Annotated in this window: 11 protein-coding genes; 5 read left to right on the forward strand and 6 right to left on the reverse strand. The window is 34.3% G+C overall.

Annotated features, from left to right (window positions below; all coding sequences use genetic code 11):
- The first annotated feature begins 32 nt into the window (after positions 1 to 32).
- From porZ to GB234_RS02715, 3 genes are read left to right on the forward strand one after another with little or no spacing between them, the layout of a single operon-like run.
- Positions 33 to 2,351: a type IX secretion system anionic LPS delivery protein PorZ gene (gene porZ / locus GB234_RS02705; RefSeq protein WP_151892978.1), complete on the forward strand. Its 2,319-nt coding sequence runs from the start codon at positions 33 to 35 to the stop codon at positions 2,349 to 2,351.
- Positions 2,351 to 3,073, forward strand: a complete 723-nt coding sequence (gene recO, locus GB234_RS02710; protein WP_151892979.1) for a DNA repair protein RecO — start codon at positions 2,351 to 2,353, stop codon at positions 3,071 to 3,073. The genes porZ and recO overlap by 1 nt, the downstream gene beginning before the upstream one ends.
- On the forward strand, positions 3,070 to 5,481 hold the full coding sequence (locus GB234_RS02715; RefSeq protein WP_151892980.1) for a TonB-dependent receptor: 2,412 nt from the start codon (positions 3,070 to 3,072) through the stop codon (positions 5,479 to 5,481). The genes recO and GB234_RS02715 overlap by 4 nt, the downstream gene beginning before the upstream one ends.
- Before the next feature lie 198 nt (positions 5,482 to 5,679).
- Here GB234_RS02715 and GB234_RS02720 read toward each other — a convergent pair whose 3' ends face one another.
- The 6 genes from GB234_RS02720 to GB234_RS02745 form a co-directional block, all read right to left on the reverse strand.
- Positions 5,680 to 6,429 carry a LytR/AlgR family response regulator transcription factor gene (locus tag GB234_RS02720; protein ID WP_151892981.1) on the reverse strand — a complete coding sequence of 250 codons (750 nt, stop codon included), beginning with the start codon at positions 6,427 to 6,429 and terminating at the stop codon, positions 5,680 to 5,682.
- 59 nt (positions 6,430 to 6,488) lie between these two features.
- A complete protein-coding gene (locus GB234_RS02725; protein WP_151892982.1) occupies positions 6,489 to 9,491 on the reverse strand; it encodes a sensor histidine kinase in 3,003 nt (1,000 codons plus the stop codon).
- Positions 9,492 to 9,613: 122 nt separating this feature from the next.
- Positions 9,614 to 10,702: a hypothetical protein gene (locus GB234_RS02730; RefSeq protein WP_151892983.1), complete on the reverse strand. Its 1,089-nt coding sequence runs from the start codon at positions 10,700 to 10,702 to the stop codon at positions 9,614 to 9,616.
- A gap of 91 nt (positions 10,703 to 10,793) precedes the next feature.
- A complete protein-coding gene (locus tag GB234_RS02735) occupies positions 10,794 to 11,333 on the reverse strand; it encodes a hypothetical protein (RefSeq protein WP_151892984.1) in 540 nt (179 codons plus the stop codon).
- 120 nt (positions 11,334 to 11,453) lie between these two features.
- Positions 11,454 to 13,643: a VIT domain-containing protein gene (locus tag GB234_RS02740; protein ID WP_151892985.1), complete on the reverse strand. Its 2,190-nt coding sequence runs from the start codon at positions 13,641 to 13,643 to the stop codon at positions 11,454 to 11,456.
- 106 nt (positions 13,644 to 13,749) lie between these two features.
- Positions 13,750 to 14,082 carry a hypothetical protein gene (locus GB234_RS02745; protein ID WP_151892986.1) on the reverse strand — a complete coding sequence of 111 codons (333 nt, stop codon included), beginning with the start codon at positions 14,080 to 14,082 and terminating at the stop codon, positions 13,750 to 13,752.
- 349 nt (positions 14,083 to 14,431) lie between these two features.
- On the opposite strand from GB234_RS02745, the gene GB234_RS02750 reads away from it, so the two are divergent.
- On the forward strand, positions 14,432 to 14,767 hold the full coding sequence (locus tag GB234_RS02750) for a single-stranded DNA-binding protein (protein ID WP_151892987.1): 336 nt from the start codon (positions 14,432 to 14,434) through the stop codon (positions 14,765 to 14,767).
- An 89-nt stretch (positions 14,768 to 14,856) separates the two neighbouring features.
- Entirely contained in the window at positions 14,857 to 16,953 is a 2,097-nt protein-coding gene (gene recQ / locus GB234_RS02755) for a DNA helicase RecQ (protein ID WP_151892988.1), read from the forward strand.
- Positions 16,954 to 17,128 lie beyond the last annotated feature (175 nt).

The raw sequence follows: 17,128 nt of genomic DNA on the forward strand, positions 1-17,128 counted from the left end.
CGCAAATAGTTATAGTAGTTTAACACATACACATGAAACGTTTTTTACTGGTTTTTTTTACCATTATCGTAACATCATTACAAGCTCAGAATTTTGAAGAGCTCTGGACAGATTATTTTTCTTATGTTTCTATACAAGACATTTCTCAAGGAAACCAAAAAGTATATGTTGCGGCTGAAAATGCAATATTTATTTACGATCTAGATACACAAGAAATAGAAACAATTTCAAGTGTTCAAGGACTTTCTGGAGAGTCAATTTCAGCAATTCATTTCAGTGAGGCAAGAAACCTCTTACTTATTGGGTATCAAAATGGATTAATTGAAGTTGTAAATTTACGCCAAGATAATGACGTTTTGAAGGTGGTTGATATTTTAGACAAACAGTCCATACCACCCAATGAAAAAACGATTAATCATTTTACAGAATATGAAGGAATTATCTATATTTCTGCAGATTTTGGTATTTCAGAATATAATCTTGAGAGGTTAGAATTTGGCGACTCATTTATTATAGGAGATTTTGGGTCTCGTATTCCTATTTCTCAAACAACTATTCAAGAGCCATATATTTACGCATCCTCTTCTGAGGGAGGAATACGCAGAGCACTCTTAGCAGATGATGATATTATTGACTTTGAGGCATGGGAAACACTTGTTTCAGGAAATTACATAGGAGTACAAAGATTTGGCGCAACAGTGTATATCGCAAATTCAAATAACACAGTATCTAGGTTTAATGCAGGTAATACTATAGAGCAAGTTGCAAGCTATACTTCAAACATTGTAGATTTTAAGGTTAATAACGCTGTGCTTACAGTTACAAATAGTAATGCCATTAGAGCTTATGAGCAAGGTTTTTTATTGAGGTCAGAAGTCACATCTCTACAAAATGAAAATTACAAGTTGCAGGCTGGGTATAGTTTTGGTGATTTCTTCTATATGGGGACAGAGGAGCAAGGTGTTTTTAGAGTTCCATTTGGTCTTAATACTGGAGAGCAAATTTTACCAGATGGGCCATTATTTAATAATCCCTTTGCGATAGATGCATCTCCAGGCCAATTATGGGTTTCATTTGGAGCAGTAACAGTTTCATTTAATCCTAGTCCAACGGTTCGAAGAGGGGTTAGTAATTTAAAGGATAATACATGGTTTAATATTCCGCATGATCAATTGGTAAGTGACTTAGGGGTTTCTTCTGTGAATAATATAGTTAATGTTAAAATAGATCCAAATGATTTAAACTCGGTTTATTTTTCATCTTTTGGAAGTGGGTTGCTCAATATAAAAAACCAAATACCAAGCATGCTTTTTAATGAAAGAAACACACCTTTAGAAAATCCTACTTTTGTTATAAACAATCAAACCGTAATGGCTGGTGTTAGAATTTATGGAGTAGATTTTGACAGAGAGGGAAATTTATGGGGAGTTCAATCGCTCACAGACGACGCACTTTTTAGAAAAACCCCCAATGATCAATTTAACCTTACTGACGTTAGTGATATTTCTGGAGGTAGAGATGAATTGGCATACAGTGATGTTGCAATTAGTAGAGAAGGGTTCATATATTTTGGTGCCGTACAAACTGGGCTCGTAGGCTACAACCCTACAAGTGGACAGTTTAATAAAATTTCAGAAGGAGTAGGTCAAGGTAATTTACCTAATAATGACGTTAGATCTCTCGTCTTTGATAGTCAAAATAGATTGTGGATAGGCACACGTGCAGGTTTAAGAGTGGTGTTTAATGCATCAAGCTTTTTTGATGAAGGAGAACAGGTAGAATCACAGCCTATTATTTTTGCAGATGAAGAAGGTGTGGGTCAAGAATTGCTTTTTGAACAAACAATAACTGATATTGAAGTAGACGGGTCTAATAATAAATGGATAGGAACTGCAACCTCTGGAGTTTTTTATGTGTCTGCAAATGGGCAAGAAACATTGTTACGCTTCAATGATGAAAACTCACCACTTCCATCAAATAATATACAAGATATAGCCATTGATGAATTTACGGGGGTAGTTTATTTTGCTACATTAAAAGGACTTGTTGCTTATAATGGAACCGCTACTGCTCCTAGGGATAACTTAGAAGAAGTTTTTGTCTTTCCTAATCCAGTTCGACCCCAATATGCGGGATTTGTAACTATTGATGGCCTTACTGAAAATGCCAATGTAAAAATTACCGATATTGAAGGGAACTTAGTGTATCAGCAAACTAGTGAAGGAGGAAGTGTTCAATGGGATACAATGGCTTTTGGAAGGTACAAGGTTGCATCAGGAGTATATCTTGTTTTGATTACTAGTGAAGATGCTTTAGAAACTAAAATAAAAAAGATAATGATTGTTAGGTAATGATTGAAACTACTAGAGCAATTGTGTTTTCGTCACTTAAGTATGCCGAAGCAGATTTAATTGTAACCTGTTTTACAAGAAAAAGTGGACTTAAAACATATCTTCTTCGAGGCGTTCTAAAATCTAGAAAAGGAAAACTGAAAGCATCCTATTTTCTCCCATTGACCCAATTAGAAATTGTTGCAAGCCATAAAAATAAAGGTACGCTAGAAAGCATAAGAGAGGCAAAAGTCTATAATACGTATCAATCATTACACACTAATATTGTAAAATCCTCTTTAGCTCTTTTTTTAGCCGAAATGTTAAAAAACTCAATTCAAGAGGAAGAAATGAATCCTCGTTTATTTGATTTTATCGAAGCGTCTTTACAGTGGCTCGACCACCATGAGGCTATTGCAAATTTTCACATTCTATTTTTACTAAAATTAACAGAGCATTTAGGTTGTTACCCAGATACTTCTGAAATAGAGTTGCCATATTTTAATCTTGCAGAAGGACAATTTCAAAATGAGGACATATCTATTTATTCAGAAATGAGCGAACGTGTGGATAATTTTAAGCGTTTTATTGGCATAAATTTTGATAATAGTTTGGCTTTAAAATTGACCAAAAAAGCACGGTTAGACGTGCTTAATTTAGTATTAGAATATTATCAACTACATCTGCACGGTTATAAAAAACCAAAATCGCTTGCCGTGCTGAACCAACTATTTAACCAATGAAAAAAACAGTACTCTACCTTAGTATTTTGCTCATCTCAGTTACAACAGCATTCTCTCAAGAAATTCAAATTTTAGATAACGACTCAAGCGACCCCATACCTGGGGTCGCAGTTTTTAATCCAGATAAAACTAAAAGTGCTGTTTCTGATTTTGATGGGTTTGTAAATATTTCGGGATTTAGAGATAATGAAGTTTTAATATTTCAGCACATATCTCATGCAGCATTACAATTAAAAAAATCGCAGATCATTTCAGCAGGAAATAAAGTAATGATGTCTCAAAATGCTAGTAGTCTTGATGAAGTAGTGCTTTCAGTATCAAAATTTGGTCAAAACAAACGTGACATCCCACAACAAATTGTAAGTGTAAATAGTGAAGATGTTTTATTTTCAAATCCACAAACTGCTGCAGATTTGTTAGAAAGGAGTGGGCAAGTATATGTTCAAAAAAGCCAATTGGGTGGTGGAAGCCCTTTAATTAGAGGTTTCTCTACAAATAGATTATTAATTGCAGTAGATGGAGTACGTTTTAACACAGCAATTTTTAGAGCTGGAAATGTACAAAATGTAATTTCTATAGATCCATTTGCAGTTGAACGTACCGAAGTTATTTTAGGACCAGGCTCTGTAGCTTATGGTAGTGATGCAATAGGAGGAGTAATGAGTTTTTACACAAAAAAGCCGAAATTTTCATTTGAAGATGGACTTGCAATTTCGGGAAACGCTACCGTACGCTATGCAACTGCAAACAATGAAAAAACAGGTCACTTTGATTTTAACATTGGAGCAAAAGAATGGGCTTTTTTAACAAGTGTTACCTATAGTGATTTTGATGATTTAGAAATGGGTAGCAAAGGACCAGATGACTATTTAAGACCAGATTATGTGGAAACTATTAATGGTATTGATACAATCATTGAAAATGAGAATCCAGAATTACAAAAATTTACGGGGTACAGTCAAATAAATGCAATGCAAAAAATACGCTACCGCCCATCTGATAAATGGAATTTTGATCTAGGACTGTTTTATACTACCACTAGCGATTATCCAAGATACGACAGGTTAATTAGACGAAGAAATGGCGAATTACGCTCAGCTGAGTGGTATTATGGTCCTCAAGAATGGCTTTCGGGTAATTTACAAGCTAGAAATACAGCTTATAACAATAGCTTTTTTGATGAGAGTGTTGCTACTATTTCTTTTCAACAATTTAAAGAAAGCCGTAATGATAGAGATTTTGGCGATAACATTTTATTTCAAACAGAGGAGAAAGTTAGTGCATATACTGTAGCTTGGGATTTTGAAAAAGACTGGAACGAAACAAAATTTAATTATGGAGTTGAATATGTATATAACAAAATAGGCTCAACAGGTCAACAAACAGATGTTACAACAAATATAGCTACCCGAGATGTTTCTCGTTATCCAGATGGCTCTACTTGGCAATCTATTGCTGCATATGCAAGCACAACCTTAAAGTTTACTGATGATCTTTCTTTTCAAGGAGGAATGCGATACAATCAAGTAATTGTAGATGCTACTTTTGATCCTACATTGTATGATCTTCCTTTTGAAGAGGCAAATATTAATACAGGTGCATTTACGGGAAGTGCAGGATTGTCCTTTAACCCTAATGAAACCTTAGGATTAAGAATGAATTTTGGTACTGCTTTTAGAGCACCAAACATAGACGACGTAGGTAAAGTTTTTGATAGTGAACCAGGAAGTGTTGTTGTGCCTAATCCAGATCTAGAAGCAGAATATGCGTACACTGGTGAAATAGGAACTACCCTAAACTTTGAGAACGTAGTAAAACTTGATGTTGCAACATTTTATACTGTGCTAGAAGATGCATTAGTACGAAGAGATTTTGAGCTAGGTGGTGAAACCGAAATTTTATATCAAGGAGAATTAAGCAATGTTCAAGCGATACAAAACTCAGGAAAAGCAGAGGTTTATGGTTTTGAAGCGGGTCTAGAAATTAACTTTTCAAAAGCATTACAACTTACAAGTCAATATAATATTACTGACGGTTACACAGATGAGGATGATGGCAGCAGAGCGCCTATTAGACATGCCGCACCACAATTTGGGAACACTCATTTTATCTACAATAAAGGAAAACTAAAAGTGGATGCTTATGTTGTTTATAATGGGCAATTTGATTTCCAAGATTTAGCCCCAAGTCAACAAAACAATGCATATATATACGCCGAGGATGAAAACGGTGATCCATTTTCTCCAAGTTGGGAAACACTCAACGTTGCTGCGCAGTACAAACTAACAGATGCCCTTCAATTAAATGCAACTTTAGAGAATATTACTGATCAACGATATAGAACTTATTCCTCTGGAATCACTGCTGCTGGACGTAACTTAATTGTTGCTGCAACATACGTGTTTTAAAAGGGGTTAATTACCCCTGCACAATTCAGGTGTTTTCACGGGTATATAAAGTAAAGTTGGTATATATCTTTGTAGTGCAACAACTAACCAAATATTGTTGTGTTACATAGTAAGTTTTGGCTTACATAAGTTTGTTTTTAAAATGAGAGGTTTGAGGAGGCTTCTCATTTTTTAGTTTTATGCTTTATGCAAATTATATTACTTATGCATACTATCAAGCACTTCAATAACCTCAGATTTTTTTCTTACAGATACCGGTACTGTTTCTTTATTTTTTAATAATAAATAGCCCCCGTCTGTTTTAATAAATGCGCTAATACAATCTAAATTTACAAGGTGACTTTGATGCACCCTTAAAAAGCGATATGACTTAAGCATATCTGCAAAATATTTCAAGGTTTTGGTTACAAATATTTTTTTTCTATCATTGAGATAAAAGATAGTGTTGTTACTATCTGCCTCACAGCGTACAATATCATCAAGGCTCACAATTATTATTTTATCAAGGGTATGTAATGATATTTTATTTGGTTTTGCCTCTGGCGCAGCTAGGGTATCTTTTAAGATAGTGAGTCGTTCTTGATTGGGTTTTAAATGTTCTTTTGCTCTATTAATTGCTTTTGCCAAATCCTCACTCGCATAAGGCTTTAATACATAATCTATAGCAGCAAATTTAAAAGCCCTAATAGCATATTCATCACTCGCAGTAACAAAGATGATTTTACTTTCTAAATCTGGACAAATTTCAAGTACATCAAACCCAGTCCCATCGCCAAGCATAATATCTAAAAAAAGTATGTCTGGCTGTACTTTGCGTAATACTTTTGCCGCCTCAACCACACTTCCAGCAGTTGCTATGACTTCAATGTCTTTGTGGTTTTTTGACAACTCTTCCATTAATACATGAAGTGCGTCTGGCATGTCTTCTATAATTACTGCTGTTAGCATAACTTTATTTTTATTCACTTTAGTTTCTTCGGTTTTAAAAGAGAAAGTTAGGGTGTTTTTTAAAAATCTGTTTCTAAGGGAATTGAAAAAGTGATTTCAGTTCCTATAATTTTACCGTTATTTTCTAATTCTTTTAATTGTAACGTATCTCTTTTGCTTAGCGAAGCAATACGTTCTTTTGTTACATCTAAGGCAACACTTTGATGGTCTGTTGCTTTTTTGTTTTTCTGTGATTCAAAAATGCCAGGGCCATTGTCAGTAATGCTACAATGTAAAAAATCATCTTGGGTTTTAAAGGTAATTTTTAAAATTCCTTCTTGAGTTTGTTTCGAAATTCCATGTCTAATTGCATTTTCAACAAATGGCTGAATCAACATGGGAGGTATCAATATTTCTTCTGCGGAAATTTCAGAAAAGAAATCAATACTATAAATGAAAGGTTTTTGAGACATTAATAATTCAACATCAATATAATTTTTAAGTGTTTTTATTTCGGTCTCTAAATTAATAGTCTCCTTCCTTGAATTATTTAAAATCCCCCTAAGCAACGTTGCAAAACTATTGATGGTATTATTCATCTTCAGCATATCTGTACTGCCCATTGCTTTTATACCGTTAAGGACGTTGAAAATAAAATGCGGATTCATTTGTAATCTAAGCGCTTTTTGTTCTAGTGAAAGCAAATGATTTTCTAATTGTAAGCGATTAGTTTCGGCAGCATTTTTACGTTTTATACGTTTTAAATACCAATACCCCACGAAGAAAATTAGTAATAATAAAAGTCCAATAAGTAACCATTGAAACCACGCTTTTGCGTACAAAGGACTATCAATAGTAAAAGTAAATGATATAGGATTGCTTTCCTGCCATCTAAAATCCCGCGATTGCGCAGTAAATATGTGACTTCCATAAGCAAGCCCCAAGAGATTTTGTTCATTATTTTTATGCCATGGACTCCACTCAGTATTATCTAATTTATAACGATATTGTATCGCTTTTGGATGGTCTAAATCTACCGTACGGTAAGAGAATGAAATTTGATTTTGTTCTGGTTTTAACTGTAAACTATTATTTTGATACTCCCATTTTCCTAAAGTATTTATCGAGCTATAATCCACTTTAATATCCTCAAAACGGAGTACGGGTTTTAAGTTATTTTGATTGGTAGTTTGGTTAGTATTGTATTTTGTTAAGCCATAAATAGCACCAAACCATAAATTATTTTGCGCATCCCTCGTAGCTGCATTTAAGCATGTTTCAATTCCTAAAAAACCATCGTTTCGTCCATAATGAAATACATCGACAATTTCATTTTCATTGTTAATAATAATGTTGTCAATACCACGCTCACTTCCCGTCCACAGATTTCCTTGAGCATCAAAAATGAGTTGAAAGCTATTTTGAGAGGTTATATTTTTTGCTCCTTTTAATTTCTGAAATTTGCTGTAATCAAAACCAGTAGATGCCCATATTCCATTTCCTGCAGTTCCTAAAAACAAAGTATCTTCATTAAATAAAAGACTATTGATTGAAGTATTAGAGTTCAAAACATCACCTAAATGTGTAACAGTATTTTCTTCAATATAACCCAGATGACCTTTTTGAGTACTGTACCAAATGCGGCTTTGATTATCAGGTTTTAAATCAACAATTAACAAATCTTCAATGCCCTCCTCTTTTCCAAAAACATTTAAAATGGTAAGTGTTTCATCAATATTGTTATATTTAAATTTTACGATACCATCAGCATATGTAGCTACCCAAATGTTATTACTTTCGACATAAATTTGTCTAATCCAATTTGAAGGAAACCCATTACTTTCATTAATAAGATGATTCACAGTTTTAACCGTCACTAGCGTATCAACTTTTATATCTGAAATATCTGCACCAGAAACAACGATGTTCTGTTCTTTAATTGTCTCTCTATATAATAATCCTTTCCCGTCGCTTCCCGCCCAAATATTTCCGAAGTTATCACTCGCAAGCGTTTTGATTTTTACATTTTCAAAACCTTGAATTGATTCTATATTTTTAATTCCTAATGAGTCTATTACAGAAAGTCCTCGCTCCGCCACTGAAAACCACAAGGCGTTTTCAACGGCATGCGTAGCATAAACCCGATTGCCATTTAATCCTGTGTCTTTGTCAAAGTGGGTAAATTGATTGGGGAAATATTTGTAAAACCCACCACCGCTAGTTGCAATCCAGATTACGCCATTTCTATCCTCAAAACTTTTTCTAATGTGAGATACCGAAAGACCATTTGCCTTACCCAACTTTTTTTCAAATTGTAAGGTTTCAATATTAATTGCAGTCAATCCATCATTATCCGTGGACACCCATAATTGATTTTCAATAATTGCAATATCATTGATTCTTTGAGGTTTTTTAATAGTCTCAATCTTCTCTTCTGAAATATTAATTAATGAAATTCCTTCATTAAATGATGCAGCAAATAGTGTTTTTTTATAAAGTGCTAAAGAAGTAAAATCTCCAAATTGCACCTGAGAAATAGGGCTCCGTTTGTAGAGAAATTCTGTTCTAAACAATCCTTCTTTTGAGGCTATCCAATAATTTTTCCCATCAAAAAGGAAATCGTTTATTTTTCCGTCATTAAGTGTTTTACTAAGTGTTAATTGCGATAGAGTAGCATCTTTTTTGAGCTGATAAATTCCTGTATTAGTACCAAAATATGTTTGTTCACCATCATTAAAAATACAATGAACTTGAGGGCCTTTAAATGATGTGATAGTCTCATTTACAAGAATTGACACCCCTTTTTTAGTCCCAATAAATAGCGAATCTTTTACCACTAAAAGTGACTGGATGTAATTTGAAGTCAGGCCGTCATTTTCATTGAAAATTTTGAAATCCTCACCGTCAAACCTAGCCAGTCCACCACCTTGTGTTCCCAACCATAAGTAACCTACGCTGTCCTGTACAACATCATATACCTGTGATTGTGGCAATCCATCTGCAAGAGTATAAGGACGCAACTCGTTGTTTTGAGAAACACTAATCGTGCAGATTAATAGTAAAAGATAGAGTAGATGCTTCATTATTAGTACATGTGCTTTCAAATATAGTCAACCTTCGGTTAGGTTAAAATTTTAAAAAAGTGTTTATTAACTTTTGTCATACTATTGCTGTCAAAGTGCTATAGTATTATTTCATAAATTTTTTATAACGTAGTATAAACAGCCGTATTCTCAACAATTGGAAAAACATAATTCCCCTTGTCTTCAACATCCATAACAGGCTTTAACACACAAAGCACTGTCGACTTCCCGTAAATTTTTAAGGTGTTTTCTGAAATTTTAGATGTCCATCTAAATTTTTCTAAAGGCACATTTAGTTCATACATTGCCAGTGCCATTTCATCATTGTCGCTCACGAAATCCAAAATAGCATCTTTAGAGTTTAATTGTGGAATATCATCTGTTGACTCATATTCAAATTCCCATTCTACGGGAATATTAAAACGATAAGAATAAGGCGTTCCTAATGTTGTTTCTTCTCTAGTTTTTAAAGCTGTGAACCAATCAATAGTTTCGTGAGGATATGTTTTTTCAATTTCTTGAGCTAATTGCATAGGTCCAGGAGATTGTGCTGTGGGGTGAAAAACGTAGAATGGTTGTGCTAAATAATGCGCCGCATATTTTCCTCCAAAAATATTAAAATAGGGTGAAGCGGTGACTTTGGGATTTGCATCCATTGAGAAAATATTTTTGAGTTCTTTTAATAATTTTGGATTGTTTCCAAGTCCGCAAGAGTGAAAAACGATGGAAGTTTCATCAGTAACACCAAGGGTTGATTGTAGTAACATTTCTGAAGTTTTTCCAATGTTTTTTAAAGTAATGCGCTCCCCACCTTTTAAACCTCGCAATGACATTCCTCGCCAAGCATTGCTATGAGTTACTATATGAATTTTTTTATAATTAATGTCATTTGCATTAGTATTTAACCAATTAATAATTTCTTCTAGCGAGTATAATCCTTCTACAACATGGTTGTTTTTACTTTTAAAATACGCCGTAGCATTTGTATAATAGGTATTGTCATCTTCATCAAATCCAGCAACAAATACAATTGATTGAGCAGTATTTTTGTAGGCAGATTTACTGGTATTGAATGCAAGTTTATTTTCTTGTTTTGAAGGAATTTTTGATAACCCAATTGTCATTTCGGCTTCAAGGTTTTTGTATAGTGAGGCTTTCTCACAAGCTAGAAACAGGGTGAACAGAACTAAGAGTGTGGTGAAGAATTTCATAACTTTAATTATTTAAATTGAGGTTTAGATTGTGCTCAACATCACATATTTATTGTCATCTTAAGCTTGTTGGGGTAATATTGTTATAGGGTTATAATCTAATGGAGGCATCATCATTCCATGCAAAACTATTTGTTGCGGTAACTCCATGTATTTCATTGTAATTTGTATAAAATACCTGTGAAGTCACAATTTTACTATGTTCGCCATATACTTGTGACGGAAAATGATATACTGTTTCTTCTACTTCTTTTTCACAAACTGAATTTGATAATTTAGGTAAAGAGATGATCTCATTTTTAGTAGTAAGCATAAAGTAATGCGATATTGTGTATTTGCAGAATTCTACATAAATAACATCTACTTTAATTACTTGTGAGATACTTTCAAGTCCAGTTTTTTCTAAAACTTTAATTTTAATTGAGTCTATGTTTGAAGCTGCGTCCACTTCAAATGCAGCGAGGATATCATTTCCAGAATCAATAGTTGAGAGATGTGCTGGTACACTAGCAAGATTTTCTTTATCTGTTTTTGTAATTGTTACTTGGTAGTCATTTGAATTACCAAAGTCTTGTGCAATGCCTATTTGTGAGATTAAGCATAAAGCAAAAATTTTAAATACATGTTTCATAATACTATTGTTTTAAGAGTTGTTTCTATTTGATAGTATAAAAATAAGCCCCCAAACTGGAGTTGTTTGAGGGCTTTTAGTATTCGTAGAAGATAGTCTAGTATCCGTTTTTAATTTGGATTAAATTACTGTTGTTGCCTTTATTGTAACCTGTTTAGCTACTTTATTTTTATTTATTTGTTGGGTTTGAAAAGCCTGTAACATTTCAGCAGAAGTTATCCATTTTCCATCTTTTAAATATGAAACCGAAAGTAACTCACCATCTTTCCCAAATTTAAACTCCAAGTCTCCATACATAGAGACATAAGTGCTAGTAAGTTTTCCAAAGGTTGCTTTAAACCAAACTTTAATTTCTCGAAGCTCATTTTTAGGTAATGCAATTTTATCAAATGTTAAGGTATACGATTTTTTGATAATTGATTTACCTGTAACTTTAGCCGCTGCTCCCACGGCACTATTTTCAACATGCATAGGCATAGGTAGTAGTTGATTTACTTTTTTTGCATTTCCGCTGGGGTTCACAATCAGTTCATCGACGGCAACAAAACTGGTGTATTTTGTAGCAAGGTTGTATTCTAAACCTAGAGCAATCACTTCTGGTTTCACATCTGTGTAAAAATTAGTATTGAGGTCATCAAGACGTTCAATTTTTTTGCGTGCCCAAAGGTAACGGAGTGCCTTGTTCTCTTTGGATAAGTTACCATCCGCGACTTTATAGGTTTGTTTTACACGCTTTCTTCCTTGGTAGCCTGTCAACATAATTTTACCGTTAGCCTCACCTTTGTACTTCCCATAAATAACTACCGGTCGTGCCGAAAATACATCTGGAATAGACTTGGGCTCTACATCATAAACCTCAAAACCTTTCGTCTCAAATTTTACTTGCGTCAATAATGGAGAGGCAATATATTCTTTAAATTTTAAAGCCATATCACTAGCTTCTTCTTGAGACGTTGCAATAAAACTCTGGCTGTTTGACACCTTTGCCATTCCTTCAATTAAATGCCGATTGACACTAGACCCAATCCCAAACGTAAACACACTCGCTTCATCTAAGTGCTCTTCTATCATTTTAAAAGCTTCCTTTTCAACCGTCACATAACCATCTGTAATTACAACCATTGAACGAGCGCTTCCAGCATCTGCTCTTGGTAATTTGTACGCAACATTTAATGCACTTAAAAGCTCAGTTCCACCACCGCCTTGGCCATTGCTTAAAAATTTTATGGCGTCTTCAATATTATTTTCGGTAGCCGTAACTGGTAGGCTACTGTAAACCGTTGAACTCGATGCAAAAAGTTGCACGTTGAATGTATCATCTGGGTGCAGATTACACAACAAATTACGCATCAGGTTTTTTGAAACCTCTAATGGATATCCATTCATAGAACCCGAAACATCTACAATGAAAAGATACTCACGCGCCGTGATATTTTTTTCTTGAACTTGCGCAGGTGGTTCCATCATGTAGGCAAAGTAGTTTACATTATCGTGCTCGTATAATAGGAGTCCGCTGGAGATTGCGTTTCCTCTTAGACTGTAATTGAGAATAAAATCTCTGTTGGCTGGGTTTATATTGCTTTTAGAAAGAAAGACAGTTGCTTGGTCTTTTTTAGGGTAAGTCACATTAATTTTATGTGACGAACTTGCTACATTTTGAATCGTAACACCCGCATTAATACTCATATTCATGTCAAAATCAAATGTGTCTGCAATCCCCTTTTTAGTATACGGCTGGTTAAATGTTTCTTCTCCGCTAGTATTTTCGCCAGTAAACCTTGGGCCAACAACTCCTGGAGCTACAAATTGATATTCGCCGTTTATAGGCGTTAACATCTCTGTATAATATATGTCAATCGCAATGCGGTCACTGGGCATTATGTTGCCCACTTTCATTTGGAATACATTGGGGCGAGATTGGTCTAATTTTGCTGCACGCTTTCCTTCTTTTACCGCATCGTTATATACTTTTTCGGCTTTTTGCTTTTCGAAGATTTTTGCATTTACTACACGGTCTCCAATTTTCATTTTCATGTCGTGAATTGCAGCTTGGGTTGACATGGGAAATACATATTTTGCTTCGATAGGAATAGTGCCCTCGTTATGGTATACCTGTGTTAATTTTACGTGGGCGATTGTCCCTGTGATATGTACATCTGCCTTTGAAGAAAGTAAAGGAATAATGGCATTTGCTTCGGAAATTTCTAGGTAGGGAGCTTCGGTTTTTTGATTGTTATTTTGAGCTGTTTTGTATTGACCAAAACTAGCTGCTGATACTAAAAGTGCGAATAGGAGAACAAGATTTTTCATGGGTTTGATTTTTTGAGATTACTATTTGTTTTGACCAAAAGTAATTTCAAACCCAAGTGTAATTAATGGTGTTTTAGTATTCGTAGGGAGTTGTTTAGTATGCGTATTAAGTAATTATTCTTTTTAAAGCCATGTATACACTTTGCTCTGCGGCGTCATATTCACCATCTGCAGTAAGAAGTTTTTTTACGTCTTCAATGAGTTGTTCTTTTTCATCATCTGTGTATCCTAAACGCGATATTGCATCTTGTATTTTTGTGATGCTTTCATAGTCGTTATCCTTGGCAAATTCGCGATGTAATTTTGCTGAAGTTTCGGCATCTATTTTGTCACTAATTAGTTGGCGTTCTTCGTAGCTTTCCTTAAAATCTACATTTGCTACATAGATAAATATATAGCCTTCAAGAACTTCTCTAGTCCATTCATTTGATGTATTCATGGGAGTTAATTTTAATGTACTTAAAGGTAGTAAAAAATTATAGGTTTTAGGATTTTTTATGGAGTAGTTGTCTCTGTTGAAGTGTAATATGGGGATACTTATAACTTCGGAAATATAAAACGTTTAATATTTCCGAAGTTATAAAAATTACATAAGCCACTGATTTAAAGTGTTAAAAAAGACAACAAATGATTACAATTACTTGCAAACGATAGTAAATGCGTATTTACCGAATGTTACTTTGATGTCATTATATGTTTGCAGTGTCGAATGATAATCATTTGATATAATTTAAGCCTTACAGGTATAACGGGTCTCACAAAACGGAGACATTTAAAATTTATGTATTATGAATGCACTAAGAAACAAAGTACAGTTAATTGGAAGATTAGGTCAAGAACCAGAAATTGTAACCTTAAAAGATGGGAATAAAATGGCCAAGTTTAGCATGGCTACAGATGATAGTTACAAAGACAAAAATGGGCAAAAAGTAGAACGTGCATATTGGCATAATATAGTAGTTTGGGGTGGTCTTGTAAATGTTGTTGAAAATTATGTAAAAAAAGGACAAGAAATTGCAATTGAGGGAAAATTGACCAACCGTTCTTGGGATGATAAAGATGGAAATAAAAGATATATGACTGAGGTTATTTGTAATGAGCTGTTAATGTTGAGTAAGTCATAATTGATTTTCGGCAGCAATTTTAAAATAGGCGCGAAAGCGCCTATTTTTGATTAATTATGCCCAAAAATATTCTGTAATTTTGCAGTACAATGGCACTACAAAAAGAAACCACTCCCACTCATATACATACGTTACTCAAACAGCACTTTGGCTACGATACTTTTCGGCCCAATCAGCAGGCGATAATTGAAAATGTCCTTAAAGGAAAAGACACTTTAGCAATTATGCCCACGGGCGGTGGAAAATCACTTTGTTTTCAATTGCCATCTTTAGCAATGGAAGGCACAACCATTGTAATTTCGCCTCTAATTGCTTTAATGAAAGACCAAGTGGATGCCTTAAAAAGTAATGGTATTGCTGCTGCGTACTTTAATAGCTCACAACCACAAGAGGAGCAAAGTTTAATTTTAGAACAGTTAATTGCTAACCAGCTCAAACTTATTTATGTAGCGCCCGAAAGCCTCTGGGGGCTTACAAACCACCTTTCAAAAATACAGATCAATCTAGTTGCTATTGATGAGGCACATTGTATCTCTTCTTGGGGTCACGATTTTAGACCTGCTTACACACAACTGAGCAGATTAAAAGCAGAATTTCTTGGAACACCTATAATTGCTTTAACTGCAACCGCAGATAAAGCAACGCAGGATGATATAACAAAACAATTAGGGATTTCTCATGCAACACGATACATTTCATCATTCGACAGACCTAATATTTATCTTGATGTAAGACCAGGACAACAACGTATCCAACAAATTTTTAAGTTTCTTGGGAGCAGAGGGAAACAAAGTGGTATCATCTATTGTTTGAGTAGAAAAAGTACAGATATGCTTGCTTCAAAATTAAAAGAAAAAGGATATGATGCCAAAGCATATCATGCAGGACTAGACGCAGAAGAACGAAGTAAGGTACAAGAGGATTTTATTAATGATCGTGTTCCTATTATTGTTGCTACGATTGCTTTTGGTATGGGTATTGACAAAAGCAATGTACGCTGGGTTATTCACTACAATATGCCTAAAAACATTGAAGGTTACTATCAAGAAATTGGGCGTGGCGGTCGTGACGGTTTAAAATCACACGCACTCATGTTTTATAGTTTTGCAGATGTTGTGATGCTTCGGAAATTTGCTGCGGGAACACCCACAGAGGAATTTCAATTAGCAAAACTGGAAAGAATGCAACAATTTGCCGAAGCATTAAGCTGTCGCCGTAAAGCGCTTTTAAATTATTTTGGCGAATATATAACCGAAGATTGTGGTAATTGCGATATCTGTAAAAGACCACCTAAATATTTTGATGGAACATTAATTGCCCAAAAAGTATGTTCTGCAGTAGCTCGTTTAAAAGAGCAAGAAGCATTAGGAACAGTGATAGATGTATTACGTGGTGCTCAAAACCAGCAAGTACTTGAAAAAGGATATCAAAATATTAAAACATATGGCGCAGCAAAAGATATCTCTTGGAAAGATTTACAACAATATGTCATCCAACTTTTAAATCAAGGTGTTCTTGAAATCTGGTTTCATGAAAAAGGCCGCTTATTGCTTACGCCTTTTGCAAAGCAAATTTTATTTGAAGGTAAAACCGTACGATTAGCAAATGTAATTCAAGAAACAGTAGAGGCTGAAAAACCAAAACGTTTACCCACAAGAGGTAAAGATCTATTTGAAAAATTACGCACAGTAAGGGCAAAAGTTGCTAAAGAAATGGGCGTGCCTGCATATGTAGTATTTAGTGACGCTAGCTTACAAGACATGGAAGATAAGATGCCTAGCACCGTTCAAGAATTTTCTGAGGTAAGTGGAGTAGGACGCGCTAAGCTCGAAAAATATGCAGATATATTTCTACAAGTTATAGCTAAGCATAAAGATAAGAAAACTTCAAAAGTGGCCACACATGAGCGTAGTTTTCAGTTATTTGAAAAAGGCATGAGTATTTCAGATATTGCAATTAAGCGTGGGATTATGGAAAATAGTGTGTATGGTCATTTACAAAAGATACATGAATTGGGCACTAAGGTTGATTTAAAACAATTTATATCAGACGCTGAAATTTCCGAAGTTCAAAAAGCTAAATCAGATTTAAATAATCCCGACGGTCTTAAAACATACTTTGAACATTTTGAAGAAAAAATGCCTTATTATAAAATTAAACTAGGGTTGTATTTAATTAAGCTTTAATTTTTTATAGGAAAACAAAAAACCACCAAGAACTTTCTTGGTGGCTTTTCTCTTTCATAGCATTGAAAGTAAGTAAGTGTAAATTTATTAACCTTATTATAAACAAAACTTTCATCTCTCGACGTAAGCCTTAATTTATTGTAAATTTACACCTCATTTAAATCTCACAATGAAT

Source organism: Patiriisocius marinistellae (assembly GCF_009014635.1).
Taxonomy (GTDB): Bacteria; Bacteroidota; Bacteroidia; order Flavobacteriales; family Flavobacteriaceae; genus Patiriisocius; species Patiriisocius marinistellae.

Coding starts and splice junctions, on each gene's coding strand:
- porZ (WP_151892978.1), top strand. CDS start 33: ATGAAACGTTTTTTACTGGTTTTTTTTACCATTATCGTAACATCATTA.
- recO (WP_151892979.1), top strand. CDS start 2,351: ATGATTGAAACTACTAGAGCAATTGTGTTTTCGTCACTTAAGTATGCC.
- GB234_RS02715 (WP_151892980.1), top strand. CDS start 3,070: ATGAAAAAAACAGTACTCTACCTTAGTATTTTGCTCATCTCAGTTACA.
- GB234_RS02720 (WP_151892981.1), bottom strand. CDS start 6,429: ATGCTAACAGCAGTAATTATAGAAGACATGCCAGACGCACTTCATGTA.
- GB234_RS02725 (WP_151892982.1), bottom strand. CDS start 9,491: ATGAAGCATCTACTCTATCTTTTACTATTAATCTGCACGATTAGTGTT.
- GB234_RS02730 (WP_151892983.1), bottom strand. CDS start 10,702: ATGAAATTCTTCACCACACTCTTAGTTCTGTTCACCCTGTTTCTAGCT.
- GB234_RS02735 (WP_151892984.1), bottom strand. CDS start 11,333: ATGAAACATGTATTTAAAATTTTTGCTTTATGCTTAATCTCACAAATA.
- GB234_RS02740 (WP_151892985.1), bottom strand. CDS start 13,643: ATGAAAAATCTTGTTCTCCTATTCGCACTTTTAGTATCAGCAGCTAGT.
- GB234_RS02745 (WP_151892986.1), bottom strand. CDS start 14,082: ATGAATACATCAAATGAATGGACTAGAGAAGTTCTTGAAGGCTATATA.
- GB234_RS02750 (WP_151892987.1), top strand. CDS start 14,432: ATGAATGCACTAAGAAACAAAGTACAGTTAATTGGAAGATTAGGTCAA.
- recQ (WP_151892988.1), top strand. CDS start 14,857: ATGGCACTACAAAAAGAAACCACTCCCACTCATATACATACGTTACTC.